Origin of the sequence: Actinosynnema pretiosum, from assembly GCF_002354875.1 — a bacterium.
Taxonomy (GTDB): Bacteria; Actinomycetota; Actinomycetes; order Mycobacteriales; family Pseudonocardiaceae; genus Actinosynnema; species Actinosynnema auranticum.
Genome location: NZ_CP023445.1, coordinates 6,561,827 through 6,578,544, shown reverse-complemented (window position 1 = coordinate 6,578,544; position 16,718 = coordinate 6,561,827). Strand labels below are relative to the sequence as shown.

11 protein-coding genes are annotated in these 16,718 nt (G+C 72.8%); 9 read left to right on the top strand and 2 right to left on the bottom strand.

Annotation, left to right across the window (positions count from 1 at the left end; all coding sequences use genetic code 11):
- The first annotated feature begins 339 nt into the window (after positions 1-339).
- The 5 genes from gltB (at position 340) to CNX65_RS27880 (ending at position 10,040) form a co-directional block, all read left to right on the top strand.
- Positions 340-4,878 carry a glutamate synthase large subunit gene (gltB, locus tag CNX65_RS27900; RefSeq protein WP_096496403.1) on the top strand — a complete coding sequence of 1,513 codons (4,539 nt, stop codon included), beginning with the start codon at positions 340-342 and terminating at the stop codon, positions 4,876-4,878.
- On the top strand, positions 4,871-6,373 hold the full coding sequence (locus CNX65_RS27895) for a glutamate synthase subunit beta (protein WP_096496402.1): 1,503 nt from the start codon (positions 4,871-4,873) through the stop codon (positions 6,371-6,373). The genes gltB and CNX65_RS27895 overlap by 8 nt, the downstream gene beginning before the upstream one ends.
- Positions 6,374-6,701: 328 nt before the next feature.
- Positions 6,702-8,063 carry a variant leucine-rich repeat-containing protein gene (locus CNX65_RS27890; RefSeq protein ID WP_096496401.1) on the top strand — a complete coding sequence of 454 codons (1,362 nt, stop codon included), beginning with the start codon at positions 6,702-6,704 and terminating at the stop codon, positions 8,061-8,063.
- Between the two features lie 196 nt (positions 8,064-8,259).
- Positions 8,260-9,072, top strand: a complete 813-nt coding sequence (locus CNX65_RS27885) for a hypothetical protein (protein ID WP_157767883.1) — start codon at positions 8,260-8,262, stop codon at positions 9,070-9,072.
- A 311-nt stretch (positions 9,073-9,383) separates the two neighbouring features.
- Positions 9,384-10,040 (top strand): DUF2461 domain-containing protein, encoded by a 657-nt coding sequence (locus tag CNX65_RS27880; RefSeq protein ID WP_096496399.1) that lies wholly within the window; start codon positions 9,384-9,386, stop codon positions 10,038-10,040.
- Positions 10,041-10,151: 111 nt separating this feature from the next.
- Here CNX65_RS27880 and CNX65_RS27875 read toward each other — a convergent pair whose 3' ends face one another.
- The gene (locus tag CNX65_RS27875) at positions 10,152-10,511 is read right to left on the bottom strand and encodes a VanZ family protein (protein ID WP_096498037.1); all 360 of its coding nucleotides are present in this window, start codon (positions 10,509-10,511) and stop codon (positions 10,152-10,154) included.
- Between the two features lie 85 nt (positions 10,512-10,596).
- On the opposite strand from CNX65_RS27875, the gene pyk reads away from it, so the two are divergent.
- From pyk to CNX65_RS27860, 3 genes are read left to right on the top strand one after another with little or no spacing between them, the layout of a single operon-like run.
- Complete coding sequence (gene pyk / locus CNX65_RS27870) at positions 10,597-12,021, top strand: pyruvate kinase (RefSeq protein ID WP_096496398.1); 1,425 nt, start codon at positions 10,597-10,599, stop codon at positions 12,019-12,021.
- A gap of 15 nt (positions 12,022-12,036) precedes the next feature.
- Complete coding sequence (gene tesB, locus CNX65_RS27865) at positions 12,037-12,969, top strand: acyl-CoA thioesterase II (protein WP_198320563.1); 933 nt, start codon at positions 12,037-12,039, stop codon at positions 12,967-12,969.
- Between the two features lie 51 nt (positions 12,970-13,020).
- Positions 13,021-13,275, top strand: a complete 255-nt coding sequence (locus tag CNX65_RS27860; RefSeq protein WP_096496397.1) for a hypothetical protein — start codon at positions 13,021-13,023, stop codon at positions 13,273-13,275.
- 31 nt (positions 13,276-13,306) lie between these two features.
- Here the strand turns inward: CNX65_RS27860 and CNX65_RS27855 are convergent, their stop codons facing one another.
- A complete protein-coding gene (locus CNX65_RS27855) occupies positions 13,307-14,695 on the bottom strand; it encodes an aminotransferase class V-fold PLP-dependent enzyme (RefSeq protein WP_096496396.1) in 1,389 nt (462 codons plus the stop codon).
- Positions 14,696-14,783: 88 nt separating this feature from the next.
- On the opposite strand from CNX65_RS27855, the gene CNX65_RS27850 reads away from it, so the two are divergent.
- Positions 14,784-16,676, top strand: a complete 1,893-nt coding sequence (locus CNX65_RS27850) for a sigma-70 family RNA polymerase sigma factor (RefSeq protein WP_096496395.1) — start codon at positions 14,784-14,786, stop codon at positions 16,674-16,676.
- Positions 16,677-16,718: the final 42 nt, after the last annotated feature.

The window sequence follows — 16,718 nt, the reverse complement described above, 5'->3', positions numbered from 1 at the left end:
GGCCGAAAGAAGTCGACGCAGAGTAACGAAAGAGCGGGGATCGAGCAGTCCGCCGGATGAGTGTTGTCGCTGTTCCCCGCGTCTCAACGGGGACGCGCCCGCACGTTCGCGGAGTTATGCTTAACACGGCGTAACAGCTCAGGGGCTCTATCGTCCCCCGCCTCCCAATCGTTACTTGCCAACAGCCGGGATCACCCATTGGATGGTGTGACTTGGTTTCACGGCTGTTAAAGTCGCGTCAACACGCGGGCCATCGTCGTCCCGTGCCCAGAAGCCGAGATTCCCAGGACTGAGCACGAGGACTCGTTCTCTCGAACGACGACGAGGGAGGTCTACGCAGTGATCTTCTCCGCCATCCCCTCCGCGCAGGGTCTCTACGACCCCAATGCGGAGCGTGACGCCTGTGGTGTCGCGATGGTCGCCGACACGTTCGGCAGGCGTTCGCACGCGATCGTAGTCGACGCGCTGACCGCGCTGGCCAACCTGGAGCACCGGGGCGCAGCCGGAGCGGAGCCGACCAGCGGCGACGGTGCCGGGATCCTGCTCCAGCTCCCCGACGAGTTCCTGCGCGAGAGCGTGGACTTCGACCTGCCCGAGCGCGGTTCCTACGCCGCGGGCACCGCCTTCCTCCCCGCCGAACCCGGTGACCGCGCCAAGGCCGTCGCGCTCGCCGAGCGGATCGCCGAGGAGGAGGGCCTCGAGGTCCTCGGCTGGCGCGAGGTCCCGGTCGACCCGGAGCGCGCCGACATCGGCCCCACCGCCCGCTCGGTCATGCCGCACTTCGCCATGCTGTTCGTCAAGGGCGTGGGCGGCGAGAGCGGCATCACCCTCGACCGGCTCGCGTTCGCGCTGCGCAAGCGCGTCGAGCACGAGACCGCCACCGCGCAGGTCGGCGCCTACTTCCCGTCGCTGTCCGCGCGCACCGTCGTCTACAAGGGGATGCTGACCACCACCCAGCTCCCCGCGTTCTTCCCCGACCTGCGCGACGAGCGGCTGGCCAGCGCCATCGCCCTCGTGCACAGCCGGTTCTCCACCAACACCTTCCCGTCGTGGCCGCTGGCGCACCCCTTCCGGTACGTCGCGCACAACGGCGAGATCAACACCGTGCGCGGCAACCGCAACCGGATGCGCGCCCGCGAGGCGCTGCTCGCCTCCGACCTGGTGCCCGGCGACCTGAGCAGGCTCTTCCCGATCTGCCACCCGGACGGCTCGGACTCGGCGTCCTTCGACGAGGTCCTCGAACTGCTCCACCTCGGTGGCCGCAGCCTGCCGCACGCGGTGCTGATGATGATCCCCGAGGCGTGGGAGAACCACGCCTCCATGGACGCGGGCCGCCGCGCGTTCTACGAGTTCCACGCCAGCCTCATGGAGCCGTGGGACGGCCCCGCCTGCGTCACCTTCACCGACGGCACGCTCGTCGGCGCGGTCCTGGACCGCAACGGCCTGCGCCCGGCCCGCTGGTGGCAGACCGCCGACGGCCGCGTCGTGCTGGCCAGCGAGACCGGCGTGCTCGACGTGCCCGCCGACCAGGTCGTCGCCAAGGGCCGCCTGCAGCCCGGCCGGATGTTCCTGGTCGACACCGAGCAGGGCCGCATCGTCGAGGACGAGGAGTTCAAGTCCGCCCTCGCCGCCGAGCACCCCTACGAGGAGTGGCTGCACGCGGGCCTGCTCAGCCTGGAGGAGCTGCCCGACCGCGAGCACGTCGTGCAGAGCCACGAGTCCGTGCTGCGCCGCCAGCTCACCTTCGGCTACACCGAGGAAGAGCTGCGCATCCTGCTCGCGCCCATGTCCGTGGGCGGCATGGAGCCGCTCGCCTCGATGGGCACCGACACCCCGGTGGCCGCGCTCTCCCAGCGCCCCCGGCTGCTCTACGACTACTTCGTCCAGAACTTCGCGCAGGTCACCAACCCGCCGCTGGACGCCATCCGCGAGGAGATCGTCACCTCCGTCTCCCGCGTCATGGGCCCCGAGCAGAACCTGCTCGACCCGAGCCCGGTCTCGTGCAGGCACATCAAGCTGGCCTACCCCGTCATCGACAACGACGAGCTGGCCAAGCTGATCCACGTCAACGACGACGGGGACCTTCCCGGCTTCGCCTGCACCGTCCTGAGCGGCCTGTACGACGTGGACGGCGGCGGCGAGGCGCTGCGCGAGGCCGTCGAGCGGGTGCGCCGCGAGGCGTCCGAGGCCATCGCCGCGGGCGCCCGCACCCTGGTGCTGTCCGACCGCGACTCCGACCACCGGCTCGCGCCCATCCCGTCGCTGCTGCTGGTCTCCGCCGTGCACCACCACCTGGTGCGCACCAAGGAGCGGCTGCGCGTCGCGCTCGTCGTCGAGACCGGCGACGCCCGCGAGGTGCACCACATCGCCGCGCTGCTCGGCTACGGCGCCGCCGCCGTGAACCCGTACCTGGCCTTCGAGACCATCGAGGACCTGGTCCGGCAGGGCGCGATCAGCGGCATCGAGCCCCGCAAGGCCATCCGCAACTACGTCAAGGCCCTGGTCAAGGGCACCTTGAAGATCATGTCCAAGATGGGCATCTCCACGGTCGGCGCGTACACCGCCGCCCAGGTCTTCGAGGCCGTCGGCCTGTCCACCGACCTGCTCGACGAGTACTTCACCGGCACCGTCTCCAAGCTCGGGGGCGCAGGCCTGGACGTGCTCGCCAAGGAGGTCGCGCTGCGGCACCGCCGCGCCCACCCGGACAACCCGACCGACCGCGTGCACCGGCGCCTGGAGGTCGGCGGCGAGTACTCGTACCGCCGCGAGGGCGAGCTGCACCTGTTCACCCCCGAGACGGTGTTCCTGCTCCAGCACGCCGCCAAGACCCGCAAGGCCGACGTGTACCGCCGGTACACCGAGGAGGTCGAGCAGCTCGCCCGCCAGGGCGGCACCCTGCGCGGCCTGTTCTCCTTCCGCACCGAGGGCCGCACGCCGATCCCGATCGACGAGGTCGAGCCGGTCAGCGCCATCGTCAAGCGGTTCAACACCGGCGCGATGTCCTACGGCTCCATCTCCTCCGAGGCCCACGAGACCCTCGCGATCGCGATGAACCGGCTCGGCGGCCGGTCCAACAGCGGCGAGGGCGGCGAGGACCCCGAGCGCCTGCACGACCCGGAGCGCCGCTCCGCCGTCAAGCAGGTCGCCAGCGGCCGGTTCGGCGTCACCAGCGAGTACCTGGTCAACGCCAGCGACATCCAGATCAAGATGGCGCAGGGCGCGAAGCCCGGCGAGGGCGGCCAGCTGCCCGGCTACAAGGTGTACCCGTGGATCGCCCGCACCCGGCACTCCACGCCCGGCGTCGGCCTGATCTCCCCGCCGCCGCACCACGACATCTACTCCATCGAGGACCTCGCCCAGCTCATCCACGACCTCAAGAACGCCAACGAGCGGGCCCGCGTCCACGTGAAGCTGGTCTCCGCGCTCGGCGTCGGCACGGTCGCGGCGGGCGTGGCGAAGGCGCACGCGGACGTCGTGCTGGTCTCCGGCCACGACGGCGGCACCGGCGCGTCCCCGATGAACTCGCTCAAGCACGCGGGCACCCCGTGGGAGATCGGCCTGGCCGAGACCCAGCAGACGCTGCTGCTCAACGGCCTGCGCGACCGCATCACCGTGCAGGTCGACGGGGCCATGCGCACCGGCCGCGACGTGGTCGTCGCCGCGCTGCTCGGCGCCGAGGAGTTCGGCTTCGCCACCGCGCCGCTGATCGTCGCGGGCTGCGTCATGATGCGCGTGTGCCACCTGGACACCTGCCCGGTGGGCGTGGCCACCCAGAACCCGGAGCTGCGCAAGCGGTACACCGGGCAGGCCGACCACGTGGTGAACTTCTTCGAGTTCGTCGCCCAGGAGGTCAGGGAGCACCTGGCCGCGCTCGGCTTCCGCACCATCGACGAGGCCGTCGGCCACGCGGAGCTGCTGCGCACCGACGAGGCCATCGAGCACTGGAAGGCCGAAGGGCTCGACCTGACCCCGGTGTTCGCGGTGCCCGAGACCCCGTACCGCACGGCCAGGCGCCGGGTCCGCGACCAGGACCACGGCCTCGACCAGGCGCTCGACCGCACGCTCATCCAGCTCGCCGAGGCGGCGCTGGAGGACGCGCACCCGGTGCGCCTGGAACTGCCGCTGCGCAACGTCAACCGCACCGTCGGCACCCTGCTGGGCGCCGAGGTCACCCGCCGCTTCGGCGGCGACGGGCTGCCCGACGACACCATCCACGTGCAGTTCACCGGCTCCGCCGGCCAGTCGCTCGGCGCGTTCCTGCCGCGCGGCGTCACGCTGGAGATGATCGGCGACGCCAACGACTACGTCGGCAAGGGCCTGTCCGGCGGCCGGATCGTGGTGCGACCGCACCCCGACGCGCCGTTCGCCGCCGAGCGGCAGGTCATCGCGGGCAACGTCATCGGCTACGGCGCCACCGCGGGCGAGCTGTTCCTGCGCGGCCGGGTCGGCGAGCGGTTCTGCGTGCGCAACTCCGGCGCGCTGGCCGTGTCCGAGGGCGTCGGCGACCACGCGTTCGAGTACATGACCGGCGGTCGCGCCGTCGTGCTCGGACCGACCGGGCGCAACCTGGCCGCGGGCATGTCCGGCGGCATCGCGTTCGTGCTCGACCTCGATCCCAAGGCCGTCAACAAGGAGATGGTCGAGCTCCAGCGGCCCAGCGGCGACGACCTGCGCTGGCTGCGCGAGGTCGTCGAGCGGCACCACCAGCTCACCGGATCGGCCGTGGCCGCGTCGCTGCTCGGCGACTGGCCCCGGCGGTCCGCGGTGTTCACGAAGGTCATGCCCAGGGACTACCAGCGCGTGCTCGAAGCGATGAGGCTCGCTCGCGCGGAGGGCCGGGACGTCGACCAGGCGATCATGGAGGCCTCCCGTGGCTGACCCCCAGGGCTTTCTCAAGCACACCCGCGCCGAGGCCAGGAAGCGGCCCGCGGCCGAGCGCGCCGCCGACTGGGACGAGGTCTACCTCGACCAGGGGCCGGAGGTCCGCGAGGCGCAGGTCCGCGTCCAGGCCACCCGGTGCATGGACTGCGGCGTCCCGTTCTGCCACTCCGGCAGCGCGGGCTGCCCGCTCGGCAACCTGATCCCCGAGTGGAACGACCTGGTCCGCCGGGGCGACTGGGAGTCCGCGTCGCACCGGCTGCACGCGACCAACAACTTCCCGGAGTTCACCGGCAGGCTGTGCCCGGCGCCCTGCGAGGCGGCGTGCGTGCTCGCCATCACCCCCGACGCCGGGGGAGCGGTGGCGATCAAGCGGGTCGAGCAGGCCATCGCCGACACCGCGTGGGAGAACGGCTCGGTCAAGGCCAGCCAGTCCCAGGTGTCCTCGGGCAAGAAGGTCGCCGTGGTCGGCTCCGGCCCCGCCGGGCTGGCCGCCGCCCAGCAGCTCACCCGCGCCGGGCACGAGGTCACCGTGTACGAGCGGGACGACCGGCTCGGCGGGCTGCTGCGGTACGGCATCCCCGAGTTCAAGATGGAGAAGAAGGTCCTCGACCGGCGCCTCGCGCAGCTGCGCAAGGAGGGCACGAAGTTCGTCACCGGCTGCGAGGTCGGCGTCGACCTGACCGTGGAGGAGCTGCGCGCGTCGTTCGACGCCGTGGTGCTCGCGGTCGGCGCGCTGCGCGGTCGCGACGACACGACCACGCCCGGCCGCTCGCTCGACGGCGTCCACCTGGCGATGGAGCACCTGGTGCCCGCCAACCGCGCGTGCGAGGGCGACGGGGCCCCCGCGATCAGCGCGGCGGGCAAGCACGTGGTGGTCATCGGCGGCGGCGACACCGGCGCGGACTGCTACGGCACGGCCGTGCGGCAGGGCGCGCTGTCGGTGACGCAGCTCGACCAGTACCCGCAGCCCCCGTCGCAGCGCGACGACGCGCGGTCCCCGTGGCCGGTGTGGCCGTGGATCCTGCGCACCTACGCGGCGCACGAGGAGGGCGGCGAGCGGCGGTTCGCCGTGGCCGTCGAGGAGTTCACCGGCGAGGACGGGCGCGTCACGGCGGTCAAGCTGCGCAAGGTGAAGGTGCAGCGGGACTCCACCGGCAAGCGCGTGGTGGTGCCGATGTCCGAGGAGGTCGAGGAGCTGCCCGCCGACCTGGTGCTGCTCGCGATCGGCTTCGAGGGCGTCGAGCAGATGCCGCTGCTGGACGGGCTGGGCATCTCCCTGAGCGCCCGCAGCACGATCTCGTGCGGTTCGGACTGGCAGACCAGCGCGCCCGGCGTGTTCGTCTGCGGCGACGCGCACCGGGGCGCGTCCCTGGTGGTGTGGGCGATCGCCGAGGGCCGCTCGGTGGCCAACGCGGTCGACCGCTACCTGACCGGCTCGTCCGACCTGCCGTCCCCGGTGATCCCGAACCAGCTGCCGCTGGCCGTGGTCTGACCGGACCCGGGGCTGCGGCGCACGACGAGGTGCGCCGCGACAGCAGCGGGAGGGCAGCGCCGCCCCTCCACTGACCGCCGCCCCCCGACAACGGTGTCGGGGGGCGGTTCTCCTTCCGGGGATCGCGCCGGGGCGGTTCCCGCCGGGCGGGTTCCGCCCCGGCTCGGGTTCGCGGCAGGGCTGGGAAATCACCCGGTTCTCCCCGGATCGCCCCGTGAAAAGGGGTGGCTTTCCCACTGTCCGCTCCCCGATGATCGACCTGGGTTTGTCAGGGGCTGCCGACGGTCGCGTCCGGCCTCTTCCCCGGGGTGCCCGGATTCGGCGTGGCGTGGGGGTCTGGTTGCTGGAGCGCGACGTGCGGTTGTCCGGGCTGGCCGAGAACCCGGCGTTGCCCACCGCGCTGCTGGACCAGCTCATCGCCACCGCCGGTCTCGACCTGAAGCTCGACCTGGCCCAGCGGGGCGACCTCTCGCCCGCGCAGGCACGGGCGCTGCTGGACTCCGGCGACGGGTCGGTCGTGGCCGCGCTGCTGGAGTCCGGCGCGATCGCGCCCGGTGACGTCCCCACCGAGGACGACCGGCTGGCGGTGGTGGTCGCCGCGCGCCCCGGCGCGGACCCGGACCTCGTGCGCCGCGTCGCCGCGCACCCCGATCCCGAGGTGCGCGCCCGGTTGGCCGAGCGCGGGGAGGAGCTGCCCGCCGACGTCGTCGCGGCACTGGTGCGCGATCCGGTCGTCGAGGTCGCGAGGGACGCCGCCGCCTGCCAGCCGCTCACCGCCGAACTGGCGGCGGAGCTGCTCGCGCACCCGTCGGCGGACCTGCGGAAAGCGCTGTCCTGCAACGGGAGCACGCCGCCGGAGGTGCTGCTGGCGCTGGTGGGCCACCCGGAGCCCTGGGTGCGCCGGGACCTCGCCGAGCACCCGAACCTGCCGCGCGAGGCGGTCGTCGCGCTGCTCGCCGACCCGCTGCCCGCGGCCCGCCGGGCCGCCGCGCGGCACCCGCTCGTGCCGCAGGAGCTGCTGCGCGCCCTGGCGTCCGACCCGGACCCCGAGGTGCGCCAGGCGGTCCTGCGCAACCCGGAGGCTCCGCTGGACGTGCTGGTGGCGCTGGTCGGCACCACCCGCACCGGTCACGACCCGCTGCCCAGGATCGCCGCGGCCACCCACGACGAGCTGCGCGCCCTGGTGGCCTCGCCGGTGCGGCGGCTGCGGGCGCTGGTGGCCGCGCGCGAGGACCTCCCCGACGACCTCCTGGAGGCGTTCGCGGAGGACGGGGACGTGGTCGTGGTCAAGGCCGTGATCGCGAACCCCGCGCTGCCCGAGGACCGCCTGCGCGCCCTCGCGGACCGCCACGGCCCCCGCCTGCACCAGCGCCTGGCGCACAACCCGAACTGCCCGCCCGACCTGCTCGACCGCATGGCGCGGGACCCGGAAACCCCGAGGAAGGCGTACCGCGCGATCGCCGCCCACCCCAACGCCGGACCGGACACCCTGCTGCGCTGCCTGTCCGACGAGCGCACGGCGGAGGAGGCGGCGTCCCACCCGAACCTGCCCGCGTCCGCGTTCCCGGTCCTGCTGGCCGACGACGCGCCCTGGAACGCCCTCAGCCGCGCCGCCGCGAACCCGGCGCTGCCCGTCGAGCTGATGGCCGAACTGCTGAACCCGGCCCAACCCGCCTGCGTCGAACGGTAGCCCGACGCCTCCTTTCGGAGGCGCGCCACCGGGGCCGTGAGCAGGACCGCGCCCCTCGAAGAATGGGCCGCTTGGACCTCCCGGAACTGGTTACCGTGATTTCACGATGGGCTGGAACGGAACGTCGGGGGTTCTTGTGCTCAAAGGCTTCCTCTCCCGGATCGGCGATTGCCTGACGCGTGAGGACGCGCGCCCGGTGATCAGATCGGTGGCCGCCGCCGCGCTGCTGTCCGCAATTCTCGGGTTCGTCCTCGGAGATGGCTTGGTGCAAGTGATCTCGGTCGCGCTCCTGGTGTCGCTGGCGCTGTGCTCGGTGCTGCTGCTGATCGGCGGTCTCGGTTCCCTGCGCCGCGAGGCCGACGCGCACCGCGGGCTCGTCCTGCGCTACGTGAAAGCGATCCTGGACCACGAGGGGCTCCCGTACCGCTTCATCAAGTGGGAGGAGTCCTCGGTCATCCGGAACAGCAGGGGCGATTCGCTCGACACCACCACCATCCGCGCCGAGGTGACCGAGAGCGGAATGCTGTTCATGCGCCTGGCCTTCGGCTCCGGGTGGCCGCAACCCTCCCGGCACCGGGGCAAGGTGCGGTTGCGGGTGCGCAAGCTCCTGATCGGTGACCTGCCCGGCGTGAACCTGGAGCGCACCGTCCAGTGGCTGGGGGACGGCAGGCTGCGCCTGGTCATCCACTTCGCGGAACCGCCGCGCGTCGGCGAGGAGATCTCCGTCGTGGTCGAGTGCGACTGGCCGGGCAAGTCGATGCCGTTCATGCGCGAGGGGAAAGCGGACAAGTTCACGTTCCGGTTCGGCAGGCCGGTTCCCTACGCGAGATATCAGGTCACCCTGCCCGAGGGGGTCGACGCCGCGTTCGAACCGTTCGGGTTCTCCGAGCACGACGAGGGGGTCCACTGGGGCAGGGCGACCGACGAGCGGGGGCGCGCGCGGTTCTACGTCGACGGCGTCGACGTGGTGGCGCACCGCGAACTAGGGATGCTCCTGCAGATCAGCTGAAGGCGTGAGATCGCCTGAGGGCACGGCGGACGACGGCTCAGTCGCCGTCGCCGTCGCCGCCCTCGCCGCCACGTGCAGTCTTCACGTCGAAGTCCTCTCGATAAATGCGGAAAAGTTTCACTGGCCGCGCGTTCGGCACAGGGGTTGCCGCAAACGCACCACAAAGCCTACCCATTTGATGTGGAATAAATGCACGAGGGTCCGCTTGCCCGATGGGGTGAACTGCTGCTCGCCCGGTGGGGGCCTGTGGCGCGCATCCCGTCGCCCAGGGTTTGCGCTAACCACCCGAACCGGCGAAGTAGGCTGTGCCCATGGAATTCCGCGGGTTCGGTGAGTACGCGATCGACTTCTTCGACGGGCTCGTGGCCGACAACTCCAAGGCCTACTGGGAGGCCAACAAGCACACCTACCACTCCGACGTCCGCGACCCCATGCGCGCCCTGCTGGCCGACCTGGAGGCGGAGTTCGGGGCCGGGAAGGTGTTCCGGCCGCACCGGGACGTCCGGTTCAGCAAGGACAAGACGCCGTACAAGACGCACTGCGGCGGCGTGGTCGAGTCCGGGCGGGGCGGCGGGGCCTACTACGCGCAGATCAGCCCCGAGGGGCTGATGGTCGGCGGCGGGTCGTTCGCCATGGCGTCCGACCAGCTCGCGCGCTACCGCGAGTCCGCCGCCGACGAGCGCCGGGGCGAGGAGCTGCGGGCCGTCCTGGACAAGCTCGTCGCGGGCGGCTGGGAGATCAGGGGCAACCGGCTCAAGCGCGCCCCGCGCGGCGCCGACCCCGAGCACCCCCGGCTGGAGCTGCTCAAGCACCGGTCGATCTACGCCGCGAAGGTCTGGGGGCCGGACGACGTGCTGCACGAGCGCGAGTGCTTCGACCGGGTCCTCGGGGCCTGGCGCGAGCTGGTGGCGTTCAACGAGTGGTGCGCCGACCACGTCGGCGTCACCGAGGTCGGCTTCCGGCGCTGATCCGGGAAACCGCTCCGCAGGCGCCGCCCGAAGGCGCCGCTCCGGTCCCGGACGTCCGAACCCCTGGAACGTCCGGGACCGGAAGTCTTCCCGAGCCGGGGGAAATCCGCGCTAGTGCCCGCCCGCACCCCCTCGAACCCGCCCTGCCCGGTGACCCAGCCGCCGGTGCAGCAGCCACCCCAGCCCGATTCCCGCGACGTCCGTCACGGCGTCCGCCACGTCCCCGGAGCGCCCCAGGCCGGTCAGCAGGTGCTGCGCCACCTCGGACAGCCCGGCGTACGCCACCAGCCCCGCCAGCGCCGCCCCGCGCGGCAGCCGGGCGTGCAGCGCGGTGAGCGCCAGCAGCGCGAACAGGACGGCGTGCACCACCTTGTCCGTTCCGGGCGGCGAACCGGGCACGCCCGACGCCGGGGTGAACAGAATGATGACGCTGAGCGACAGCGCGGTCACCAACGGAAAGAATCTGGCCATCACACCGGGGATTTTCCCTGTTTCGAGCGGATTACCGCCGGGTACATCCTGATCGGTCCAGTCAGCAGGGCTAGTCTCTTGGAACGTGAGTCGACGCGCGAAGATCGTCTGTACCCTGGGCCCCGCCACCGCCACCGCTGACAAGATCAACGAGCTGGTTGCGGCCGGTATGGACGTGGCAAGGATGAACTTCAGCCACGGCAGCCACGCAGATCACAAGCAGGTCTACGACCTGGTGCGATCCGCGGCGGAGGCCTCGGGTCGGGCGGTGGGCGTTCTCGCCGACCTCCAGGGCCCCAAGATCAGGCTCGGGCGCTTCGCCCACGGTCCCGTCGAGTGGCGGACGGGCGACGTCGTGCGGGTGACCGTCGAGGACGTCGAGGGCACCCACGACCGGGTCTCAACCACCTACAAGGAGCTCGCCAAGGACGCCAAGGTCGGCGACCGGCTGCTCGTGGACGACGGCAAGGTCGGCCTCGTCGTGATCGAGGTCGACGGTCCGGACGTCGTCTGCGAGGTCACCGAGGGCGGCCCCGTCAGCAACAACAAGGGCTTGTCCCTGCCCGGCATGGACGTCTCCGTCCCCGCCATGTCCGAGAAGGACATCGAGGACCTGGAGTTCGCCCTCAGCCTGGGCGTGGACTTCATCGCCCTGTCCTTCGTCCGCTCGCCCGCCGACATCGACCTGGTCCACCAGGTCATGGACCGGTCGGGCAGCCGCCGCCTCCCGGTGATCGCCAAGATCGAGAAGCCGGAGGCGGTGGACAACCTGGAGGCCATCGTCCTGGCCTTCGACGGCGTCATGGTCGCCCGCGGCGACCTGGGCGTCGAGCTCCCCCTGGAGTACGTGCCGCTGGTGCAGAAGCGGGCCATCCAGATCGCCCGCGAGAACGCCAAGCCGGTCATCGTGGCGACCCAGATGCTCGACTCGATGATCACCAACTCCCGGCCGACCCGCGCGGAGGCCTCCGACGTGGCGAACGCCGTGCTCGACGGCGCGGACGCGCTGATGCTGTCCGGCGAGACCAGCGTCGGCCGCTACGTCATCGAGACGGTCCAGACGATGAGCCGGATCATCGAGCACGTCGAGACCGAGTCGACGACCGTGCCGCCGCTGACCCACGTCCCGCGCACCAAGCGCGGCGTGATCTCCTACGCGGCCCGCGACATCGGCGAGCGCCTCAACGCGAAGGCGCTGGTCGCCTTCACCCAGTCCGGCGACACCGTGCGGCGGCTCGCCCGCCTGCACACGCACCTGCCGCTGCTCGCGTTCACGCCCGAGCAGAGCGTGCGCGCCCAGCTGTCGCTGACCTGGGGGACCGAGACGTTCCTGGTGCCCAGGGTGGAGTCCACCGACGAGATGGTCCGCCAGGTGGACGCGTCGATGCTGTCCATCGGGCGGTACCAGGCCGGTGACCTCATGGTGGTCGTGGCGGGCTCCCCGCCCGGTACCGTGGGGTCGACGAACCTCATCCGGGTCCACCGGCTCGGCGAGGAAGACCACGCCTGACCACTGGAGATAGACGTGACCGAGGCTGCCCGTGCCGCCGCTGCCGCCGGATTCCCCACAGAGGGGCCGCTGGACACCGACGGCGTGCCGCACGGGCAGCCCGTGCTCGACCGCCTCGTGGCGCTGCTCGACCTGGAGCGCATCGAGGAGAACATCTTCCGCGGGGTCTCCCCGGCCGAGTCGCCGGTCCGGGTGTTCGGCGGCCAGGTCGCCGGGCAGGCGCTGGTGGCCGCCGGGCGGACGGTCCCGCCGGAGCGCCGGGTGCACTCGCTGCACTCGTACTTCATCCGGCCGGGCGACCCGCGCATCCCGATCGTGTACGAAGTGGACCGCATCCGCGACGGCCGCTCGTTCACCACCCGCCGGGTGGTGGCGGTGCAGCGCGGCAAGGCCATCTTCTCCCTGTCGGCCTCCTTCCAGAGCGAGGAGCCCGGCATGGACCACCAGGAGCCGATGCCGGACGTCCCCGCGCCGGACACCCTGCCCGACTACGCCACCGCCGCCGAGGGCTACCTCGACAAGGCGGGCGCGATGGCGCGGCTGCCGCGCCCGATCGACCTGCGGTACGTGACGACCCCGCCGTGGAAGGCCCGCGACAGCGGCCCCGCCGAGGCGCGCAGCCAGGTGTGGATGCGGGCGGACGGCAAGCTCCCCGACGACGACCTGCTGCACGTGTGCGTGCTGGCGTACGCGTCGGACATGACGCTGCTGGACTCGATCCTGGTCAGGCACGGGGTGTACTGGGGCACGGACAACGTGCTCGGCGCGAGCCTGGACCACGCGATGTGGTTCCACCGCCGCTTCCGGGCCGACGAGTGGTTCCTGTACGACTGCGCCTCGCCCTCGGCGTCCGGCGCGCGCGGCCTGGCGACGGGCCGGTTCTTCAGCGCGGACGGGGAGCTGGTGGCGACGGTGGTGCAGGAGGGGTTGCTGCGGGTGATCAAGTGATCACGCTGTGCTGTGGGCCACTCCTGGGGTGATGAGGGGAGGTGGAAGGCGATGACCGCGATGCCTTACCCCGATCACCTGCTGAGCTTGGAGGAGTGGGACGCGCTCCCGGAGGACCTCTACGCCGTCCACGAGGTCGGCGTGCTGATCAACCCGGTGCCCCCGGTGACCGTGCGCGCGCCCGACGTGGTCGTCGTGCCGAGCGCACGCCTGGACGAGGAGCCGGTGGCCTCGGGCAGCGGCAAGGTGGAGCTGGCGAGCCCGTTCCCGCTGGTGGTCGACCTGGCGGAGCTGCTGCGGCGGTGACCGGGGGCGGCAGTCCGGCCACCGCGCCGCCTCACACCGCCGCGCGCAGCGCCTCCCACAGCGCCCGCACGTGCCGCTCCCGCGTCCCGATCGCCCCCACCGCCACCCGCGCCACGTACCGCCCGCCCACCACCGCGTGCGTCAGGTACGCCTCACCGCTCGCGTTCACCGCCTCCACCGCCCGCCTGGTCGCCCCCTCGTCCCCGCGCACCGCGATGACCAGCAGCGACAGCGTCCTGGGCGTCACGACCTCCCACCTCGGGTCCGCCTCGACCCACCCCTCCAGCTTCCGCGCCAGCTCCACGTGCCCGCGCAGGTGCGCCCGCACCCCGCTCAGCCCGTGGGTCCGCAGCACAGCCCACAGCTTCAGCGCCCGGAACCGCCTGCCCAGCGGCACCTGCCAGTCGCGGTAGTCCACGACCGCGCCCGACTCGGTCGCCGGGTTGCGCAGGTACTCCGGCAGGATCGTCAGCGCGTCCACCAGCCCGTCCGGCCGCGAGGTCCAGAACAGGGACGCGTCGAACGCCGTCAGCAGCCACTTGTGGGCGTTCGCGCAGTACGAGTCGGCCAGTTCCAGGCCGTCCAGCATCCCCCGGTGCTCCGGGCACACCGCCGCCGCGCCCGCCCACGCCGCGTCCACGTGCAGCCACACCCCGCGCCGCGCGCACACCTCGCCGATCGCCCGCACCGGGTCGACCGCGCCGGTCCCGGTGGTGCCGACGGTCGCGCACACCAGCACCGGCCGCCTGCCCGCCGCCACGTCCGCCGCGATCGCGGCCTCCAGCGCGTCCGCCGACATCGCCAGGTCGTCGCCGGTGGGAACCGCGCGCACCGCCTCCTCGCCGAGGCCCGCGATCCGGGCCGCCTTGGCCAGCGACGAGTGCGTCTGCGAGGACATGTAGATCGTCTCCGACCCGTCCACCCCGGCCGCCCGCCACTTCCCGCCCGACGCCCGCTGCAGCGCCGCCACCAGCGCCACCAGCGCGGCCGACGACGCGGTGTCCTGGATGACCCCGCCGCCCAGGAACGACTCGGGCAGGCCCATCGCCGCCACGAGCTGGTCCATCAGCACCTGCTCCAGCTCGGTGCACACGGGTGAGGTGGCCCACAGCATCCCCTGCACGCCGAGCCCCGTGGAGACCAGGTCGCCGAGCACCGACGGCAGCGACGCGTTCGCCGGGAAGTACGCGAAGAACGACGGGTGCTGCCAGTGCGTCGTGGCGGGCACCACAACGCGGTCGACGTCGGCGAGCACCGCGTCGAACGGCTCCGGCTCCTCGGGCAGCTCGGCGGGCAGCCGCTCGCGCACCCACCCCGGCTCCACCTGCGCCAGCACCGGCAACGACTCCAGGCGGGAGCGGTAGTCGGCGATCCAGTCGACGACCTCGTGCCCCGCCCGGCGGAACTCCTCTGCGTCCATGGCGGCCAAACCTAGGGGGACGTTCTGGTTATCGTGGCCCCGGCCCGCCGTCTCCTGAGCGGAACCGACCACTGCCAGGAGGATTGGGATGCGGACACCGCACGAGCCCGGCGCGGCGACGGTCGTCGCGGCGCAGCGCGGCGAGGACGGCGCCCTCGACGAGCTGGTCGCGGCCTACCTGCCGCTGGTGTACAACGTCGTCGGGCACGCGCTGGGCGGCCACCCGGACACCGACGACGTCGTCCAGGAGACCATGCTGCGCGCCGTCGACTCGCTCGGCGAGCTGCGCGACCCGGCCGCGTTCCGGTCGTGGCTGCTGGTCATCGCCATGAACCAGGTCCGCGAGCGGCACCGGCGGCGGCTGCCGCTGCCCGTGGACGAGCGGTCGCTGGCCGACCGGGCCGACCCCGGCGCGGACTTCGTCGACCTCGCGCTCACCAAGCTCCACCTGACCGGGCAGCGGCGGGAGGTGGTGGCCGCGACCCGCTGGCTCGGCGAGGAGGAGCGGGAGCTGCTGTCGCTGTGGTGGATGGAGGCGGTCGGGCGGATCACCCGCGCCGAGCTGGTCGAGGCGGTCGGGATCAGCGCGCAGCACGCGGCGGTGCGGGTGCAGCGGATGAAGGCGCAGCTGGACGCGTCGCGGGTGGTCGTGCGGGTGCTCGCGGCCGTGCCCCGGTGCGGGGAGCTGGCGCACGTGGTGGGGGACTGGGACGGGCAGCCCAGCGCGCTGTGGCGCAAGCGGGTCATGCGGCACGCGCGGGAGTGCGACCGGTGCGCGGCGGCGTTCGACGACCTCGCGGCGGTGGACGGCCTGGTGGCGCGGCTGCCGCTGGTGCCGGTGCCGTTCGCGCTGGACCCGGCGCTGTGGGGCGCTGCCGGGGGCGAGGCGCTGGTCGGGCAGGGCGCGGGGCACGGTTCCGGGCACGCGGGCACGGCCAAGTCCCTCAAGGCGGTGAGCAGCGCGAAGAAGGGCTTCTGGGCGCAGGTCGCCGCCAAGCCGCTGGTGGTCGCGACGGCGGTCGCCGCGGTCGCGACGGCCGCCGTGGTGGCCCCGATGGCGCTGCCCGCCGACGAGCCGCCCCCGCTGGCCGCCGAGCTGACCGTCCCCCCGGCGTTCACCACCGAACCGCTGCCCACGTCCTCGGCCGCGCCCACCACGACCACCGCGCCCAGCTCCAGCAGCCCGGCCCCGACCACCACCACGACCCAGCCGCAGCCCGCCGTGGCCGCGCCCCGCCCGCCCGCCGCGCCGTCGGCGAAGAAGGGCGTCAGCACCTGGAACTTCGACGGCGTCGGCAAGGCGCTCGGCGACGTCGGCGCGGGCTGGGTCTACAACTGGGCGCCCACCAGGGAGGACCTGGTGATCCCGCAGGGCGTCGAGTTCGTGCCGATGATCTGGGGCGCGAAGACGGTGACCCCGGCGAACCTGGCCGCCGTGAAGGGCCAGGGCGGCACGCTGCTCGGCTTCAACGAGCCGGACCTGGGCGAGCAGTCGAACATGAGCGTCGAGCAGGCGCTCGACCTGTGGCCGCAGCTCCAGGCCACCGGGATGCGCCTGGGCAGCCCGGCCGTCGCCTACGGCGGCGACAAGGCGGGCGGCTGGCTCGACCGGTTCATGGCCGGGGCGAGGCAGCGCGGCCTGCGCGTCGACTTCATCACCCTGCACTGGTACGGCTCGGACTTCAGCGCCGCCGCCGTCGGCCACCTGAAGAACTACCTGGACGCGGTGCACGCCCGGTACGGGCTGCCCGTCTGGGTGACCGAGTACTCCCTGATCGACTGGTCGGGCGGCGCGGCCCGGTACCCGAGCGCGACCGAGCTGGCGGCGTTCGCGAGCGGCTCGGCCCGGATGATGGAGGGCCTGCCGTGGGTGGAGCGCTACGCCTGGTTCGCGCTCCCCGCCGACAAGCCGGGGACCGGTCTGTACCGGCCGGGCGGCGCCCCCAACGCGGCCGGTGAGGCGTACCGGTCGGTGGGGTAGGCGGGCGCGGGGCGGGCGCCGCACCGGTCGCCCGCCCCGCTG

Bases quoted from the DNA above. Each gene is read 5' to 3' on its own strand.
- CNX65_RS27875 (WP_096498037.1), bottom strand. From the start codon at position 10,511: ATGGCCAGATTCTTTCCGTTGGTGACCGCGCTGTCGCTCAGCGTCATC.
- CNX65_RS27850 (WP_096496395.1), top strand. From the start codon at position 14,784: ATGCGGACACCGCACGAGCCCGGCGCGGCGACGGTCGTCGCGGCGCAG.
- CNX65_RS27855 (WP_096496396.1), bottom strand. From the start codon at position 14,695: ATGGACGCAGAGGAGTTCCGCCGGGCGGGGCACGAGGTCGTCGACTGG.
- CNX65_RS27880 (WP_096496399.1), top strand. From the start codon at position 9,384: ATGGAATTCCGCGGGTTCGGTGAGTACGCGATCGACTTCTTCGACGGG.
- CNX65_RS27860 (WP_096496397.1), top strand. From the start codon at position 13,021: ATGACCGCGATGCCTTACCCCGATCACCTGCTGAGCTTGGAGGAGTGG.